Origin of the sequence: Methanosarcina sp. MSH10X1 (assembly GCF_004099695.1) — an archaeon.
Classification (GTDB): Archaea; Halobacteriota; Methanosarcinia; order Methanosarcinales; family Methanosarcinaceae; genus Methanosarcina.
On the sequence record NZ_SCHL01000009.1, the window covers coordinates 22,734 to 40,654 of the forward strand.

At 42.9% G+C, this 17,921-nt stretch carries 10 protein-coding genes; 6 read left to right on the top strand and 4 right to left on the bottom strand.

All coding sequences use genetic code 11. From position 1 onward, the window contains the following. Positions 1-836 precede the first annotated feature (836 nt). The 3 genes from gyrB to EQO05_RS08885 all read left to right on the top strand — a co-directional run bounded on the left by gyrB (position 837) and on the right by EQO05_RS08885 (position 8,953). A complete protein-coding gene (gene gyrB / locus EQO05_RS08875; protein ID WP_128505711.1) occupies positions 837-2,741 on the top strand; it encodes a DNA topoisomerase (ATP-hydrolyzing) subunit B in 1,905 nt (634 codons plus the stop codon). 11 nt (positions 2,742-2,752) lie between these two features. Continuing rightward, on the top strand, positions 2,753-5,587 hold the full coding sequence (gyrA, locus tag EQO05_RS08880) for a DNA gyrase subunit A (protein WP_128505713.1): 2,835 nt from the start codon (positions 2,753-2,755) through the stop codon (positions 5,585-5,587). A gap of 372 nt (positions 5,588-5,959) precedes the next feature. After that, a complete protein-coding gene (locus EQO05_RS08885; RefSeq protein ID WP_128505714.1) occupies positions 5,960-8,953 on the top strand; it encodes an ATP-binding protein in 2,994 nt (997 codons plus the stop codon). A 63-nt stretch (positions 8,954-9,016) separates the two neighbouring features. Here EQO05_RS08885 and EQO05_RS08890 read toward each other — a convergent pair whose 3' ends face one another. Next, positions 9,017-10,075: a metal-dependent hydrolase gene (locus EQO05_RS08890; RefSeq protein ID WP_128505716.1), complete on the bottom strand. Its 1,059-nt coding sequence runs from the start codon at positions 10,073-10,075 to the stop codon at positions 9,017-9,019. Between the two features lie 454 nt (positions 10,076-10,529). Between EQO05_RS08890 and EQO05_RS08895 the strand changes: the two genes are divergently transcribed. Further along, positions 10,530-11,141 carry a superoxide dismutase gene (locus EQO05_RS08895; protein ID WP_128505718.1) on the top strand — a complete coding sequence of 204 codons (612 nt, stop codon included), beginning with the start codon at positions 10,530-10,532 and terminating at the stop codon, positions 11,139-11,141. Positions 11,142-11,371: 230 nt separating this feature from the next. Here EQO05_RS08895 and EQO05_RS08900 read toward each other — a convergent pair whose 3' ends face one another. The 3 genes from EQO05_RS08900 to EQO05_RS08910 form a co-directional block, all read right to left on the bottom strand. Beyond that, on the bottom strand, positions 11,372-12,553 hold the full coding sequence (locus EQO05_RS08900; RefSeq protein WP_128505720.1) for a metal-dependent hydrolase: 1,182 nt from the start codon (positions 12,551-12,553) through the stop codon (positions 11,372-11,374). Positions 12,554-12,969: 416 nt separating this feature from the next. Then, entirely contained in the window at positions 12,970-14,022 is a 1,053-nt protein-coding gene (locus EQO05_RS08905) for a metal-dependent hydrolase (RefSeq protein ID WP_128505722.1), read from the bottom strand. A 304-nt stretch (positions 14,023-14,326) separates the two neighbouring features. Next, positions 14,327-15,196, bottom strand: a complete 870-nt coding sequence (locus EQO05_RS08910) for a dienelactone hydrolase family protein (protein WP_240664517.1) — start codon at positions 15,194-15,196, stop codon at positions 14,327-14,329. Positions 15,197-15,799: 603 nt separating this feature from the next. Between EQO05_RS08910 and EQO05_RS08915 the strand changes: the two genes are divergently transcribed. Both EQO05_RS08915 and EQO05_RS08920 read left to right on the top strand, forming a co-directional pair. Continuing rightward, entirely contained in the window at positions 15,800-16,903 is a 1,104-nt protein-coding gene (locus tag EQO05_RS08915) for an MtaA/CmuA family methyltransferase (RefSeq protein ID WP_128505725.1), read from the top strand. After that, positions 16,900-17,727: a corrinoid protein gene (locus EQO05_RS08920; protein WP_128505727.1), complete on the top strand. Its 828-nt coding sequence runs from the start codon at positions 16,900-16,902 to the stop codon at positions 17,725-17,727. The genes EQO05_RS08915 and EQO05_RS08920 overlap by 4 nt, the downstream gene beginning before the upstream one ends. Positions 17,728-17,921: the final 194 nt, after the last annotated feature.

Genomic DNA, 17,921 nt, shown 5'->3' on the forward strand with positions numbered 1-17,921 from the left:
CACTATCGGCGTGATCGACCGGCGCAACGCAAGCCTTTTACAAAAAGGCTTGAGCGAAAACTTTTTCAAAAAAAGTTTTATCAAAAACTAATGCTTTATCTAGACCGGTATAACCGGAGCGTGATCGACCGGCGCAACGGTCGCGGCACAACGGTTTCTGTAGTCTTTTTCTACTTATTGTTTTGTTATATGGTCTGGACTGAAACCGATTAAGTTTATATAGTTACATTTTAAATTACTGGATGGTGATCTGGCTTTAAAGCAAACCGCAAGCAAATTTAAGGGTTTGGTGTAGCAGATGCCTGATTAATATTTTGTGACTGCCCGGAATACATCCGGGTTAGCTTTTCATCCGGGAATTGCTTTTCAAACTGTTTTAAAATAATCCGTAACTGGAGATATAGAGGTCTGCTGTAAATCCGTCTAAATGCCGCGACTCCTGTCCTGATCCTTATGAGAGACGAATTTTTCCGAGCGAAACAGGAAATATTTATTTAAACTACAGACGTACTAAAAAATTAGTATGAAAAGCGTATATTCGGGCGCAAAATTATGCTAAAAACCCCTTGTTTTGAGAGGATTGATAGTAAGAAATCTTGTGTAATTTTCAGGGAATCTAAAGGCTTAAAATGTATGAGCGCATATTGAATTTGGTTCGTGGTAGAAAAGATAAAGATTAAATATAAAAATTGTTCAATAAAAATTGAAGGCTTACAGACTTGATACGATTTCTAAAGTCCTATTTTGACAAAAGTTTTCCCGCGAATTTTAAAAAAAGGTCAGAATGTTGTATAGTTTAAATAACTTTATTAGATTTTTACGGAGAATAACCCAAGATGAGTGATAAACAGGTTTACGATGCTTCGCGCATCCAGGTGCTGGAAGGCCTGGAAGCTGTCCGGAAACGTCCCAGCATGTACATAGGGAGCACGGATAGCCGCGGGCTCCACCACCTAGTCTATGAGGTAGTAGACAACAGTATTGATGAAGCCCTTGCAGGCTTCTGTACCAGGGTAGATGTCACGATCAACCCGGACGGGAGTGTGACAGTCCTGGATAATGGGAGAGGCATCCCTATCGATCCCCATCCATTTCACAAAAAATCAGCCCTTGAAGTCGTGATGACGGTTCTGCATGCAGGAGGGAAATTCGACAAGAACACCTACAAAGTCTCAGGGGGGCTGCACGGGGTAGGGGTTTCGGTCGTAAATGCACTTTCGGAATGGCTCGAAGTAGAGGTGTCAAGAGAGGGCAAGAAATATCTCCAGCGCTATATACGTGGAAAGCCTGAAGCTGATGTCCAGGAAATCGGAATATCTGAGTCTACAGGCACAAAAACAACCTTTAAGCCGGATGCAAAAATTTTTGAGACACTGGATTTCGATTACGATATCCTTTCAAACAGGTTGAGAGAGCTTGCTTTCCTGAACCGTGGTCTTACCATTAGCCTCAGGGATTTAAGAATTCCCGAAGGACAGGCCGAGATTTTCACTTACAACGGCGGAATAGTAGAATTCGTTGAGTACCTTAACAAGAAAAAGCAACCCCTCCATGACAAGCCGATCTATTTCGAGCGGCAGAGGGACGACATGATAGTCGAAATTGCAATGCAGTACACAAACAGCTATGCTGAGAACGTGTACTCTTTCGCAAACAATATCAATACTCACGAGGGCGGAACCCATATTATAGGTTTCAAGACTGCCCTGACGCGGGTTGCAAACGATTACATCAAAGCCAATAAGCTCTCAAAAGAAGACATAAAGCTTACAGGCGACGATGTCAGGGAAGGGCTGACTGCAATCATCAGTGTCAAGCTCATGGAACCCCAGTTTGAGGGGCAGACCAAGACAAAGCTTGGAAACAGCGATGTCAAAGGAATTGTGGATTCCCTTGTAACCGATGGGCTTGCAGAATATTTTGAGGAAAATCCAAAGGTTGCAAACGTTATCCTTGAAAAAGCCCTCCTTGCCCAGAGAGCCAGGGAAGCTGCAAAAAAAGCGAGAGAACTGACCCGGAGAAAGAGTGCTCTTGAAGTCAGTACACTTCCCGGAAAACTTGCGGATTGTTCGAATAAGAACCCGGCAGCCTGCGAGATTTATATTGTGGAAGGGGATTCTGCAGGCGGCTCGGCAAAGCAGGGCAGAGACAGAGGTTTTCAGGCAATTCTCCCTCTAAGGGGAAAGATCCTGAATGTGGAAAAAGCCAGGCTTGCAAAAATCCTGAAAAACAACGAGGTCGTTTCCTTGATTACGGCCATAGGCACAGGTGTCAGTGAGGACTTTGACCTGGATAGCGCACGTTATCACAAGGTAATCGTCATGACGGATGCCGATGTGGATGGAGCGCATATCAGAACCCTTCTTCTTACGCTGTTCTTCCGTTACATGCGGCCCTTAATTGATGCCGGTTATGTGTACATAGCCCAGCCTCCTCTTTACCGCATAAAGAAAGGAAAGGCAGAATACTACGTATACTCAGACAGAGAACTGTCTGAAAAGCAGAAAGAACTCGGCGAAAAAGGACTTGCTATCCAGCGCTACAAAGGTCTCGGAGAAATGAACCCTGAGCAGCTCTGGGAAACTACAATGAATCCTGAGAGCCGAACCCTTCTACAGGTAACCCTTGACGATGCGATCCGGGCGGATAAAATTTTCCGTGTCCTTATGGGAGATGAAGTGGAGCCACGCCGGAACTTCATAGAAACTCACGCAAAAGAAGTCGTGGATCTGGACATCTGAGGTGGCTAAAAATGGCAAACGAGCAAGATGAAAATCAATCTGAATCAGAAATGAAAAAATTTTATCAAACTACGCTTATCCCTGAAGAGCCGGATAAAGAACCGGAAGTAGAAGAACAGGAGAATGCATCCGACCCCATACCCGAGGAATCGGCTGGAAATGCCGAAATAACCCAATCCGACCCTGTACCTGAGGAGCCGGAGAATGGAGAGCCCGAGCCTGAAAGGGAGGGAGTCACTTCCATCCTTATCGATGACGAGATGAAACGCTCGTATATAAATTATGCAATGAGCGTAATCGTCGGAAGAGCTCTTCCCGACGCCAGGGACGGTTTAAAGCCTGTCCACCGCAGAATCCTTTTTGCCATGAAAGAGGCAGGGATAACACACGACAAGCCCTACAAGAAATCCGCCCGTGTGGTAGGAGACGTGCTCGGTAAATACCACCCGCACGGAGACTCTGCAGTTTATGACAGTATTGTGCGTATGGTCCAGGAGTTCTCCCTTCGATATCCTTTAATTGATGGGCAGGGAAACTTCGGGTCAATAGATGGCGACTCGGCTGCCGCTATGCGTTACACTGAAGTCCGCATGGACAGAATCGCTGAGGAGATGCTGGCGGATATCGATAAGGAAACCGTGCCTTTCAGGCCCAATTACGACGGGTCCCTGGAGGAGCCTGAGGTCCTTCCTGCAAAACTTCCGAACCTCCTTATTAATGGATCCACAGGTATTGCAGTCGGGATGGCAACAAACATGGCTCCCCACAATATAAGGGAGGTAATTGACGGAGCTCTCCTGCTTATCGATAATCCGACCGCTGAAGTTCCCGAGCTCATGAACGTGGTCAAAGGTCCGGATTTCCCGACAGGCGCCCACATTATCGGAACCGCAGGTACAAAATCGGCATATCTGACAGGGCGGGGCTCTGTAAAGATGCGGGCGGTTGCCGACATTCAGGAGTTAAAAAAGGACAGGCAGCAAATCATCGTAACCGAGCTTCCCTACCAGGTAAACAAAGCCAGAATGATTGAGAATATCGCCCAGTTAGCTCGGGAAAAGACAATTGTTGGAATCTCCGACCTCAGGGACGAGTCCGACAGGGACGGGATCAGGGTTGTTATCGAGCTTTCTCGGGGCACGAATCCAAAAGTTATTTTAAACCAGCTCTACAAGCACACGCAGATGGAGACTACTTTCGGTATAATCAATCTGGCTCTTGTTGACGGAAAGCCAAAAGAGCTGAACCTGAAGGAGCTTCTAGAAATCTACCTGGAATACAGGATTGAGATTATCCAGAAACGTACACTTTATGACCTCCGTAAGAGCGAGGAACGAGCTCACATCCTTGAAGGGCTGAGGATTGCCCTGGATAATATCGACGCGGTAGTTGCCCTGATAAGGAGCTCGGCAAATGCCGACGAAGCAAAGCAGGGCCTGATGGAAAATTTCGCCCTTGATGAAACCCAGTCAAAAGCCATCCTCGATATGCGCCTGCAGCGCCTGACAGGGCTTGAGACCCGGAAGGTCCTTGAGGAACTTGAAGGGCTTATAAAGCAGATCGGCGAACTCAGGAAAATCCTTGAAAGCGAGGAACTCAAGTTCGAGATTGTCAGAAACGAGCTCCTGGGACTCAGGGAAAAGTACGGGGATGCCCGCAGGACAAAAATCGTGCCTGCGGCTGCCGAGGTCAGGGAAGAAGACCTGATTCATCAAGAAGAAGTTGTGGTCACGATTACGAACGGAGGCTACATAAAACGCCTGCCCCTCAGCACTTACACAATGCAGCGCCGTGGAGGTAGGGGCATAATTGGCATGGAGATGAAGGAAGAGGACTTCGTGGAAAATCTCTTCATTGCTTCAACCCATGATTATATCCTGTTCTTTACGAACAGGGGCAGGCTCTACTGGCAAAAAGTCTATGAAATCCCGGAAGGCTCCAGGCAGTCCAGAGGCAAAGCCATAGTAAACCTTCTGGAACTCCAGGAAGGTGAAATGGTCAACGCTATGATCCCGGTAAAGGAATTTGACGAAAACCATTACCTGCTTATGGCAACAAGGGCAGGCACGATCAAGAAGACGCCTCTCTCCGAATTCAGGAACCCGAGGAAAGCCGGGATAATTGCAGTTACCCTTGATGAAGGCGATGAGCTTGTAAAAGTCCTGCTGACTGACGGGAAAAAGGAAGTGGTCATGGTGTCCAGAAAGGGCAAGGCCATCCGCTTCCCCGAAGAAGATGTCCGCCATATGGGCCGAACTGCAAGAGGTGTCCGTGGTATGAGTCTTGAAGGCCCGGACGACGAAGTTGTCAGCGTGGACCTTGTTGACGAGACCGCAACCCTCCTGACCGTGACTGAAAACGGCTTTGGCAAGAGAACCGAGTACTCCCAGTATCCTGCGCACCGCCGCGGCGGAAAAGGTGTGATAACGATCGTCACCAACGAAAGGAACGGCCCGGTTTCGAGAGTCCGATCCGTAGCCGAAGATGACGAGCTTATCTTCACCAGTGCCGAAGGAATCATTATCCGCATCCCGGCCAGAGAGATCTCAATCCAGGGCAGAAATACCCAGGGTGTAAGAATCATTAATCTCAAATCCGGCGACAAAGTCGCTGGTATGGCCAGGATCCAGAACGGAAAAGCCGAAGAGGAACTGAAACTCAAAGCCTCCATAGCCCTGCAAGCCGCAGAAACAGCTTCATCCGGTGACGAAACCGATCTTCAGGAAGACGAAGCCGAAGACGTTGAAGAGCCTGACGAGTTTGAAGACCTCGAAGCCGCCGACGAAGAAGCCGAAGAGACCGAAGACGTTGATGAAGCCGAAACCGAAGACGTTGAAGAAGACTGAATAACGCATGCGGGTGAAGATAAATAATTCTTCACTCAAACTGCTGCCGGATTAAAGATTTTTTGGGGATTGGTTTCCGGCGGCGGGGTTTCAGTCCGGAGGGGAGCCGGGCGGAGACTTATTTTTCGAGGCGGGTTTTTTAAATCGATTTTTTTAGAGATTGGGTACCGGAAGGTATGGATTTTAAAATTTAAAAGTTATGAGTCGGTTTTAAAGAAAATGTGACTTAGAAAACAGGATAGGTACACGCCTGCGGAGCAGGCGGCGGGGACCGAAAAGAAATAAAAATATTTAATTTACATGCAAAAGTGAAAACAAAAAATTAATTAAATCATACGTCTAAAGGATTCGCAAACAGAAAGGAGCGAATAAATGCCTGAAACTGCGATTGCAAGATTAAAGAAAACTATTCTTTTTCAAAAACTTCTTGAGAAAGAAGACTTACTCGAAGAATACGAGGTCTCAAAAAATATAATTTCAGTTATTCGTGAGATCGCTCCTTTATTAGAAAGAATTCCTGAAAACATGCCTGAATTCACTTTGCATAATGCCAATCATAGCGCAAAAGTAGTCGAACTAATGGGCAAAATAATACCCTCAGATACTCTTAATCACTTAAATATTATCGAACTCTCGATACTCATTTATGCTGCATATCTTCACGATATAGGCATGACAGCCTCAAGAGATGAAAGAGAGGAAATAATAACCAAAAATCCCGAATTTGCTAAACTTCGCATTTTCAATGAAGAACTAAGCCTTAAATTTGATGAAGCAAAAAGGGATGGGGATCATCGCACAGCGACATTTATTGAGGATAAACTGTTTACAGAGTTTCTCCGTAGAAATCACGTAGACCGCTCTCACAAGTATACCAAAAAAAAGTATGGGCTAAAAGAAACGCCCATATCATGGAAAGGAATTCCCTATTATAAATTAGTGCAAGCAATTTGTGATGGTCACGGTTTGCCTGTGAGAGATCTTTACGATACAAAATGCTGGCGTCGTAATGCTCTGGTTGGAGATCAGAATGTTAATGTGCAATACTTATCAGTCATACTTCGTCTAGCTGACATTTTAGATCTTGATCCAGAACGTACACCAAGAAGTTTACTTGATTTTATTAATCCGAAGGATGAAACAAGTATCAAGGAGTGGAAAAAACATCTTTCAATTATTGGATGTAAGATATCTCAGGAAGAAATTAATATAGAAGCAGAATGCGAACATCCAATTTATGAACGTGCACTCCGAGAATTTGTTGATATGATAGAAACCGAACGTAAAGAAAGTATCCTTTTAACATCAAGATATAAAGATGACTTAGCAGAAAAATATAGGCTAGATCTTTTAAAGCCAGTCATAAAAGAGAATATTAGGTCAAATGGAGAATATATATATTCAGATTTCCATTTCAAACTTGATTTTCACCGAGTTATTGATCTTTTGATGGGAGAGAGGTTATATGGAGACCCTACTTTAACTCTCCGTGAACTTTTGCAGAATTCCGTAGATGCTGTTCGTTACCGAGAATCAATGGAAAAGAACGAAGGGAATCAATTCCAACCATTTATAAAAATTACTTTGAAAAATCAAGAACTTATCATTGAAGATAATGGAATTGGAATGGACGATTATGTTTTCGAGAATTATTTTTTGCAAATAGGAAAAAGTTATTATAATAGTCCAGAGTGCCGTTCAAGCGGAGTAGAAATTGATCCAGTCAGTGAGTTCGGAATAGGTATTCTCTCTATTTTTATGGTAGCTTCCAGTTTTATATTGGAAAGCAGGAGAAAACCACTAGATCCATTAAATCCACCTGCTCCAATAAATGTTGAAATTCCTACTGCCTATGATTACTTTGTTCGAAGATCTTCTTCTCGTTTTGAGATTGGAACTAAAATAACTCTGTCTCTGAAATCTGATCATCCTTTCTCTCCTATATCATTAGTTGAGAAAATCTCAGAAATTGCTCCTTTTATAGAATATCCAATAATCATTGAGACAAGCGAGAAAACGGAGACATATAAGCCTTATGTACCCGGTGAGAAAATATATGATGTAAAGGATACAAAAGAATATTTCGAAATCGTATTCGATGACGAAATAAAAGGCATTAAAGGAAAATTGCGAATTTTTGGATCTATAGGCAATTCTAATAGCATCTTCGGTAAATCAAAATATAGCGTTTTTGCACAAAATGGATTTTCAATCCCTTGTGATAAACTCTTACCTGACAATTTATTTTTTAACATTCAAGCATCAATTAACCTTTCAGGCCAATCTAAGTTGTCATTATCACCAAACAGATTGGATATAGTGAAGGATGAAAGGTATGAAAAATTAATTGATATTATCCAATCAGGAATTATGCAGGCATATGAAAAGTATTTAATAACACTTAGGGATTCAGTCACAACTACTGAATATGTCGAAATAGTTAATAAATTATTGGAAATGAATATTCATAGTTTTCCTGATAAACATCGGATTGGTGGTGGCTTTGTATATAAAAAGAAAGAAGTTCGAAAGTTTATTGAGTACCTTTTTCTGAACTATGCGCCTTTATTGACAATTTCTGATGATGGGCAAAGGATATACAAAATGATGAAAGATTTGAACAAATTTAATCTAGCAATTGTTGGTATCAATGATTGGGAGGAGAAAATACCTGACGCAGTTATATTAAAAGAGACTAAACACTTTGTTGGTGAAGAGACAGTTCTTTTAATGGATGAAGAAAAAGGTAGTTTCCCGAGATATTACTTCTTAGATAAAATATTAGGAAATTTTTCTGATATTTATATCACTTCCATTCCTGGATTAGTAATTATGTCATTCAGTGATCAAGTAGGTGAAGGTACTTTTTCTCTCTGTTATAATACGAACTTCACGTACCGAATGCATGGTGACCAAATAGAAAAAGAACCGCTTTTTGTTCACCCTCCAAACATTAGTCCAGAAGATCCTGATATGTTTGGAGATGTCGTTTACAATGCTCACCATCCACTGTTGGCAAAGCTTCTTAGTTACAATAAACCAAAAGATGAGATTTCTTCAGAAGCATTGAAATTATTAATTTACCAAATTGATAAATGCTTGCAGCACTTATGGGAGAGAGTTGATTCACAATCTTTGAAACGGAATCATAGATTCAGGGAAAGTGCCAATATTAATTATGTGCTAGTTGGAATTTTAAAATATTATCCACAAATATTTAAAGAATTTTATGAAGCGATGGAAGAATATTGGGAAGAAGCTAAAAACATAGGAGCTATCTCTCTTGATGAAGAATTTATCGGTTTCTCAGTAGATGATCTGCCATGGTTCTGGAACTGTGAGTTAAGTGACATTAAACTTGAATAACATTTTTTATTTGAATAAAATCCCAATAAAGTATTCAAAGAATGTTATATTTCAAAAGATTTTTCATCCAAACCAGTTCTCCTCCAATCTCTCCTCCCTTCCCCCCTGCCTATCGCTCGCATACGCAACATATTCCCCGCTCTCCGTATCAAACACAAACCTGTAAACCGTTTTGAAATAAGCCCAGTATTTGACATAAGGATTTCTTGCGTCTCTCAGCACGACAGTTACCGAACCATTTTCTTCCGAAACGCTGTAGACAGGATAATCGATTTCCTGCGGAACGGTTGTACTGTAGAGTTTTCCGGCTCTTTCGACGTAGGCGGGCGCATCGGGAACGTCGCCGGTCACGTTAATTTTTTCGATAAAATCGCTTCTCTCGACCCCTGACCAGTAGCTCACTTCCATAATTTTGTAATGGGTGGAGTTATAGGGATATGCGGTAATGAACTTCCCGAAGGACGAGGGATAGGTGTCCTGATAGCTGATTTTTGCGCCTTCCGCGCCGGAAATATAATTCACAAGAAATAGTTTTGCCGCCGGCAGGACTGCAATAATCCAGATTACAAGCACAACTGTAAGGGTTGTATAGAATTTGCTCCGGTTGTTCGTGACAAAGGTACAGAAGTTCTCAAATTTTCCGTTCCACTTTCCACGGTTTTTCAGATAGCCGACCAATAAGATAAAAACGGGCAGCAGGGGAATGAGGTTTGCCAGCGGGTCGAAGAAATGAACAGCTCCGAGCGTGGAAGTCTCGGTGCTGAAGGGGTAGAAGGGGCGCATCTTCCAGCTTGTCGCGTAGTCGAGGTAGACATGAGAAATAATGGCTGCAAGCCCGGCGGCTGTGAACAGGCGGTCTTTTGTTTTAAGCCAGATAAGAAGTGTTACAAGCAGGATGAAAAGGATTGAGTGCATGAATTCTCTGTGGCCGAAAAGGTAGAAAAGCTGGTTTCGCATCTCGTGGCTCACGCTGCCGGCGATGAGGGCGAATATAGCGAATGGGAGGAAATCCAGGTCAGGAAGTATTGCCAGGAATGCCAGAGTATTACGCTTTTTTCCTTTGAAGCCGAGAGCCAGGGCGATCAGGAAGCCGAGTCCCAGGTGGGAGAGTGTGTTTACCATTTATTTTATCCCAGAATGACCTTTTGTTTTTATTTTACTCTTGTTCTTACTTTTATTTTACTCTATTTTTATTTTTGTTTTTGTCTCTATATTAATGAAGCACGATTTTTGTGATGAATAATCTGGGAAAATTTTAAAAAAATCTCTCATAGTTTGTATCTTTTACCTTTAAATAGATGCGGCGTATAATTATATTCTGCATTTGGAATTGCCATCTGGCGATCTAATATGTATTGAAGAGATACAATAACAGAACCGCTTAAAGTAGAAACTTTTAAGTGACGGATTCTGTAAGTATCTTTAAGGGGAAAACTGATTAGCGGGATTTGCGATGGAATTTTCTTGAGGCGGAGCTTAAAGCTTGAATCCATTTTTAAGTTCCTCACGGATCAAATTCCGGAGCAGTTCCGAGAAAATTTTGTAAAACCAGATATCAGAAATCGGGGAAGATAATATGGCTAAAGGGTTATACAAGTTACCGGATTTGAAATATGGCTATTCAGACCTTGAACCTCACATTTCCGAAGAACAGCTTCGTATCCATCACGACAAGCATCATCAGGCTTACGTAACCAATGCGAATTCACTTATAGAGATGATGGACAAGGCAAGGAAAGACGGGACCGACTTTGATTATAAAGCCAGTTCAAAAGCTCTCACTTTTAATCTGGGCGGGCATGTCCTTCACGACTATTTCTGGTGGGGAATGACCCCTGAGAGCAACTCAAGCAAAGAGCCTGTCGGCGAACTGGCTGAAGTGATTAAAGAGGAATTCGGAGGCTTTGACAGGTTTAAAAAGGAGTTCTCTCAGGCCGCAGCAACCGTAGAAGGCTCAGGCTGGGCGGCATTAACCTACTGTAAAGATACGGAAAAGCTCATGATTATGCAGATCGAGAAGCATAACGTAAACCTGGTGCCTGACTATCCGATTATCATGGATCTGGATGCCTGGGAACACGCCTACTATATTGACTACCGGAATGAAAAGGCAAAATTCATAGAAGCATTCTGGAATATTGTCAACTGGGAAGAAATCGATAAATACTTCACGAAAATGAGAAAATAATCAAAAAGAAAATATCAAAAAGAAAATAATCAAAAGGAAATGATCAAAAAGAAATAATTAAAAAGAAATAATCAAAAAGAAATAATCAAAAAGAAAATAACTAAAAAGTTATCTTTAAAATTTATGTTTTTAAAGCTATCTTTAAATTTTATTTTTATTCCCACTTAATTTTCCAACTACCTTTTAAGTAAAAAGGTAATTGGAAATTCCTTCAAGCCGAGAAGTTCCGTTTACTCAAAATAGTTTTTATCAAGCTTCTTTTCCGCTCTTCCGTAATGGCTCTCATACACCTCGTATTCTCCGCCCTCCATGTCAAAAACAAACCTGTAAACCGTATCAAAATAGGGCCATTTGTCAACGTACGGATTTCTGGCATCGCTCAAAGTTACGGTTACGAGCCCATTTTCTTCAGAGACTGAATACACAGGATAGTCAATTGCCCTGGGTACGGAGGTACTGTAAAGTTTTCCTGCCCTTTCGGCATAAACCAGGGCATCGGGGACATCACCCGATACAGACACTTTTTCGACGTAAAAGCTCTTTTCAATTCCTGACCAGTAACTGACTTCCAGGAGTTTGTAATGAGTGTCACTATGCGAATATGCTGCAAGGAATTTGCCAATCGAGATCGGATATGTGTTTCTGTAGCTGATTTCGGTTCCTTCTGAATCGGAGACCTGCCTGATAAGGAAGATTTTAGTAATTGGAAACACGGCGGTCCAGACAAGGAGAATTAAGATTACGGAGGCATATAACTTTCTCTCGTTCCTGTTCGCAAAACCGTAAAGCCTGTTTAGCCCGTTTAGCTTCCTGCTCCAGGTATCCTTATCTTTAGTACTCCACAAGCCTCCGTTTCCAGTGCTCCAGCTATCCCTTTCTCCAGTAACCCATTTGTTGACATATTTAATACTTAGTTCGCCCCTGCTATTAACACTCAGCGGCTTTCTGTTTTTAATGAATTCTGCAGCCACTATGAAAAGCGGCAGTAGCGGGAGAAAATTTAAAATGGGGTCGAAGGGATAGATGGCTCTGAGTGCGGATTCATCTGTGCTGAACGGATAGAAGGGGCGCATTTTTGCACTTGTAGTATAGTCAAGCAGGATATGGAGGAAAAGAGCCTGAAACCCCCCGAACGTAAAACGCCGGTCTCTGGTTTTAACCCATATAAGAAATGCGACAAGGAAAGCAAAAAGGATCGAGTGCGTGAGCTCCCTGTGACCAAACAGGTAGAATAGCTGGTTCCGGGCTTCGTGGCTCACGCTGCCGCTGATGAGCGTAAATATCGAATATGTAAAGTAATCAAGGTCTGGAAGTAAAGAAAGAAACAGTAAAACCAGTCTCTTCCTTCCTCTAAGGCCGAGAGCGTAGGAAAGAAGCAGTCCGACTCCAAGATGGGAAAGTGTATTTACCATGATTTATGTCCATTTATTTACAGCTTTTAAACGGTCCTTTTAACGTTATTAAATAGATTCTAACGCCCCTCTGACATTATTTTAGTAGTCTGTTCTAATGGTTTAGCCTGAGCAATTCATCTGGTTTAGCCTGAGCGATTCTTCTGGTTTAGCCTGAGCGATTCTTCTGGTTTAGTCTGAACAGTTCTTCTGGATTATTCCAAGCAGTCGTTTGTAACCTGTTTGATCGAGAAAGCACCTCGAATATTTAATTAATATTATATAAAACAATTGATAAATTAAATTCTGTTCGGGTAGAAAGGCAAAACAGGAACTATTTTGCTGCCTGACACACCGAGGAGACAAAACTACGATTTTCCCGGGGTTTTCGGATTCAAGAGAGTTGAATTATTAATTGGAACTAATATTTGAAAAGCTCACCCGAACCAGTTCCTGCCCAACCTCTCCTCTCGCCCTCCATACATACCTGCATAAACTTCATATTCAACACTGCTCCTGTCAAATACAAACCTGTAAAATGATTTAAAATAAGCCACATCGGCAAGATATGGATTTCTGGCGTCACTTAGGACAACCGTTACGGTGTCGTTTGATTCGGAAACCTTATAGATCGGATAGTCGATTTCCTGAGAAACGCCTGCCCTGTATAAGTTTTCTGCTCTTTTAACATAAGCACCGGAATCAGAGATGTTCCCTTCTACGGAAACTTTTTCAACGTATGAACTTTCTTCAATTCCGGAAAGATAACTTATTTTCAAGACTTTGTAGTGAGTGGAGTTATAAGAGTACGCCGTCAGAAACCTGTTAACGGATTCTGGATAGGTGCTCTGGTAGCTGATCTCGGTTTCTTCGGTCAGGGAAATGTTATTGATCAGGAAAGCTTTTGAGATCGGCATCAAAGCAAGCCAGAAAAGTAATAGAATAATAAGCGAGGCGTAGAGCTTATCATCGATGTTTGCTATGAACGTGCAAAAACGTTTTATTTTCCCTTTAATTATTCGCCTGTGGCTCAAGTTTCCAATAATCACAATGAAGAGAGGCAGGACAGGAAGCAAGTTTAACAGAGGATCAAAGAAATAAACGGCTCCCATGATAGACGTATCCGTACTGAACGGATAGAGGGGACGCATTTTCCAGCTTGTAACGTAATCCAGATAAGAATGGAAGAAAAGGGACTGAAACCCTCCAACCGTAAAAAGCCAGTTTTTTGTCCTGAACCAGAGAAGAGATGTGATAAGCAGGATAAAGAGGATGGAGTGCATGAACTCCCTGTGCCCGATCAGGTAAAAAAGCTGGTTTCTGTTCTCAGGGCTCAGGTTGATATTGGCAAAGACAAATGCCGAGTAAAGGATATAATCCAGATCAGGAAGTACGGATAATAGGACTACCGCTCTCAGTTTGTCTCCTTTAAGGCTTAAGGCCAGACCAATAAGAAGACCCACTCCCATGTGGGAAATTACGTTTACCATTATCCCTTATTCCTTTGCGGATTTTTATAATTAAGAATATAGAGAATTAAGAATATATTACTTCTTTTTGAAAAATCGTGTGCGGGAGTTGTAAAGTTGCATTTACATTCGAGAATAATGGAAGGTAAAAGTTTAATACTGGAAGCAAATTCTCAAGATACCGGGCAAAATAAAAATATTTTTTTTATAAAAAGGGAAGTGTCTGCCATCTATAAGAAATAAATTAGTTAACGAGAGGATAGTGCCCTCTCAGATTACCCTGTTGGATTATTTGATGTTTTACAGCGTGGAATTGTTTGTGTTGTCACATGGTCGAATTATTTAATGTTCTGTCAAAGAAGGTTATCATCTCCCCATAAGCGTCCTGTGCAACAAAACTCTCGGAGAGTTCCCCCTCCTCTGTAAGCATAAACCCGTGAGGCTCGCCCTGGTAAACCTTCAGCTCGAAATACCTGTCAGCCGCGTCCAGTTCACCGGCATATCTGTAAATATCAGTAATATTGCTGTACTGATCCCGTGTGCCGTGTATTATAAGCATAGGCGCGTCAAGCTGGTCTATCAGGCTTGCCGGTATGTCGGGCTGGATTTCAGATCCGCCCATATAAGGGAAACCATACCAGGCTACCCCGGATTCGAACTCCTCAATCTGGGGCAGGAAAAGCATGGTATATCTGCCCCCTGCACAAAAGCCTGTAAGACCGAGTCTTTCGGAATTGACATCATCTCTTGTTTCAAGGTAAGCTGTACTGTTTCTGATAAGGGCTTCCACCTCGGTATCGGAAGGAGAGTCAGAGTATGCCTGCCAGAAAGGAGCGATCACAACATATCCCTCTTCAGCCATCCTGTTTACCATAGTCTGATAGCCGGGCTCGAACCCCCTAAATGAGTGAATCAGCACTATAGCCGGATAATTCCCTTCTTCAGCCGGGGCTGCAGTATAGGCCGGATAAATCCTGGAATTACTTGTAATATTAACCGTTTCAGCTTCAACCAGAGTTGAATTATTTGCAGTATCAGTACAGCTATCCTGCGATGAAGCCAGGTACTTGCTTTCGGTTCCATTGCAAACCGTTCCTGCAGCTTCCGGAACCTCAGAATCACAATAAGAGGAAGCAGTGCTGCCTAAAGCGCCAAGAAGGCTCACTACAAGCAAAAGTAAGACTAATTTATTCATGAAATTCATTTACCCCCCAAAATTATATACGCGGGAAATATCATGCAATTAGAATGCCCTTTTCCCGAAGTGAAAGAAATTCCGGGTGGCTCTGGAAACCGGATCCCTGTATGAACCCGACATACCTGACATAACAAGATAATTCCCAGATATATATTAATAGGAAATTATATGTTAAGGGATATAAATTATAAGGGCTGATTTTTTCTTAAAGGAAAGACCGGAAGCTTCTGCGTGCAGTCTTTATATAAAAAATTTTTGTTACTTAATTTTGAGAAATATATAAGTTTTTCCTTATTGTGCTAACTATATTCAGTTAAATATTCTAATGTTCATATTAATAAGTGTCAGCGTAAGAACGGTGAAGTATTGCAAAAAGAGGAATAGCTTTCATACATCTCTCCAGAACTCGGAAAAGGAACCTGTAAAAGGAACATAAAAACAGGACATTTCAAACTTTTACCTGACAGCAGACCAGTAACCCTTTTACCCTTTGGGGACATTCTAAAAAACGTATTCTTAGATAATAAAACTGCAAAGTAACACTTATTTATATATAATTTAAAGTATAAAATATGACAGGATAAAAAGGAGACATATAGCATGGTAAGTGAAATGACTCCAACCCGAAGAGCTCTGGCAGCAGTGCTTGGAGGCAGGGTTGACTACGTACCCCCTGCAAACCCCCTCGCTCAAACCACAACCGAACTGATGCAGGTATGCAACGCTTCCTGGCCAAAAGCCCATTTTGACAGCAAGATGATGGCAGACCTTGCAGCCGCCCCCTATGAAGTTTGCGGCATCGAGGCTGCGCGCCCCCAGTTTGACATTTCTCTTGAAGCAGAGGTTCTCGGGTGTAAACTTGACTGGAACAAACCGGACAGGCCTCCCGTAACCGGCCCTGCTTATAATGATCCCTCCGATATAACCTGGCCCGACAACCTGGAAGAAACCGGCAGAATTCCGGTAGTTCTCGGAGCAATTGATGAACTGAGACAGCGCTATGACGGCATGCTTCCTGTTATCCCACTGCTTACGTCTCCTTTTACGGTAGCAAGCCACATAGCAGGCGTCGAAAACATGGCTAAGTGGACAAAAACCGATCCTGAGAAAGCCCATGCCTTCATTGAAGCAGCAACGGATTTCGTGATAACTTACGGGAAGTTGCAGACTAATTACGGGGCACATATTGTCTTCCTGGCTGACCCTTCGGCTTCCGGAGATCTGATTTCTGCGGAGACTTACAAAGAATTTGTACTCCCTGCCCACAAAAGAATAGCAAAGGAGATCAGCTGTCCCCAGATCCTGCACATCTGCGGAAATACAAGTAAACTCCTGCCCTACATAAAGCGGAGCGGGATTGACTGCTTCTCCTTCGATGGCGTTCCGGTCTGGTACTGCCGTCAGGTAGTAGGTAACGAAATGTCTATTCTCGGAAGCCTGGATGTCATAGACCTTATGCCAAATGGCACTCCCGAACAGGTTTATAATAGAACCAGGGAATGCATCCTGCAGGGAGCTGACATTGTCGGGACTTCATGCGGACTCTCGTTCGGAACCTCCCTGGAAAACCTCAGAGCATATGTCAGGGCCTGCAAGGAGACCCCAATCCCCAGATATGATGATGTGGAAGACCTTATCAGGCAGATTGGAATAGGTATTGGAAGGAATATGAGAGAAAACGTGCTGGGTGGGATGAAGGAATGATCAGGCACATAGACGTTGCAGTTCAGAAAATCTTCGAGATGAAAGAAAAAGAGCCTGTAAAGTTTAAAAGACTCATTGATGAAGGGATCATGCTAGGTCTGGGAGTAGATCTTGATGATAGAAGCAAAGAAATGACTCCTGCCAACCATATAAAGAAACACAACAGGCCGAAAGATCCCGAATACGCAGCCGTGGCAGAGGCTGTGATCGAAGGGGACAGAGCAGAAACCGTAAAACTCACAACTGCCCTGCTTGGAGAAGGAAAAGATCCGACGGATCTGGTTTTAAATGCCCTTATGCCCGGAATCCAGACCGTTTGTGAGCTTTACGACATCGGGGAAAGCTATGTGCCTGAAATCCTGCTGGCAAATGAAGCCCTTATAGGAGGGGTGGAGCTCTGCCAGGAGAGAATAGGCGAAGTCCCTTCCCAGGGAAGGGTGGTCTCTCTCGTTATTGAAGGAGATGTGCACGATATAGGCAAGAACATTGTGGCTGCCATCCTCAGGGCAAACGGTTTCGAAGTAGTCGATCTTGGAAGCGACATAACGGTGGAAACAGCTGTCAGAGCCGTAAAAGCAGCAAACGCTGACCTTGTTACCGGAACAACCCTCATGAGCACAACCAAAGGAGGACTTAAAGCCCTTGCAGAGGTCCTTGACACCGAAGACGTTCCCGTAGCCTGTGGCGGGGCTGCCATAGACAGGCGTTTCGTCGAAACCTTCGGCAACTCGGTATACGGAAAAACACCGCTTGACGCAGTAAAGATCGCAAGGAAGGTCTGTGAAGGAAAGAACTGGAAGGACGTCCGCAAGGAACTTCACTGATTCTACTTAACTTTCCAGCTTCTTTTTATTTTCCTTCTTCCATTTATCTCTTTTTCATTGCAGAATACTTAAATCGGAAAATACAGGCTGGAAGGTAAGTAAATGAAGGTCGGGAAGGAAGAACAAAACGCAAAAAAACAGGAACAATAAGAAAGCCTAAAACCGGGAAAGTATGAACAACAGCTTTCGCAAGC

Excerpts from the sequence above, each read along its gene's own strand:
- gyrB (WP_128505711.1), top strand. The coding sequence starts at position 837 with ATGAGTGATAAACAGGTTTACGATGCTTCGCGCATCCAGGTGCTGGAA.
- gyrA (WP_128505713.1), top strand. The coding sequence starts at position 2,753 with ATGGCAAACGAGCAAGATGAAAATCAATCTGAATCAGAAATGAAAAAA.
- EQO05_RS08885 (WP_128505714.1), top strand. The coding sequence starts at position 5,960 with ATGCCTGAAACTGCGATTGCAAGATTAAAGAAAACTATTCTTTTTCAA.
- EQO05_RS08890 (WP_128505716.1), bottom strand. The coding sequence starts at position 10,075 with ATGGTAAACACACTCTCCCACCTGGGACTCGGCTTCCTGATCGCCCTG.
- EQO05_RS08895 (WP_128505718.1), top strand. The coding sequence starts at position 10,530 with ATGGCTAAAGGGTTATACAAGTTACCGGATTTGAAATATGGCTATTCA.
- EQO05_RS08900 (WP_128505720.1), bottom strand. The coding sequence starts at position 12,553 with ATGGTAAATACACTTTCCCATCTTGGAGTCGGACTGCTTCTTTCCTAC.
- EQO05_RS08905 (WP_128505722.1), bottom strand. The coding sequence starts at position 14,022 with ATGGTAAACGTAATTTCCCACATGGGAGTGGGTCTTCTTATTGGTCTG.
- EQO05_RS08910 (WP_240664517.1), bottom strand. The coding sequence starts at position 15,196 with ATGAATAAATTAGTCTTACTTTTGCTTGTAGTGAGCCTTCTTGGCGCT.
- EQO05_RS08915 (WP_128505725.1), top strand. The coding sequence starts at position 15,800 with ATGGTAAGTGAAATGACTCCAACCCGAAGAGCTCTGGCAGCAGTGCTT.
- EQO05_RS08920 (WP_128505727.1), top strand. The coding sequence starts at position 16,900 with ATGATCAGGCACATAGACGTTGCAGTTCAGAAAATCTTCGAGATGAAA.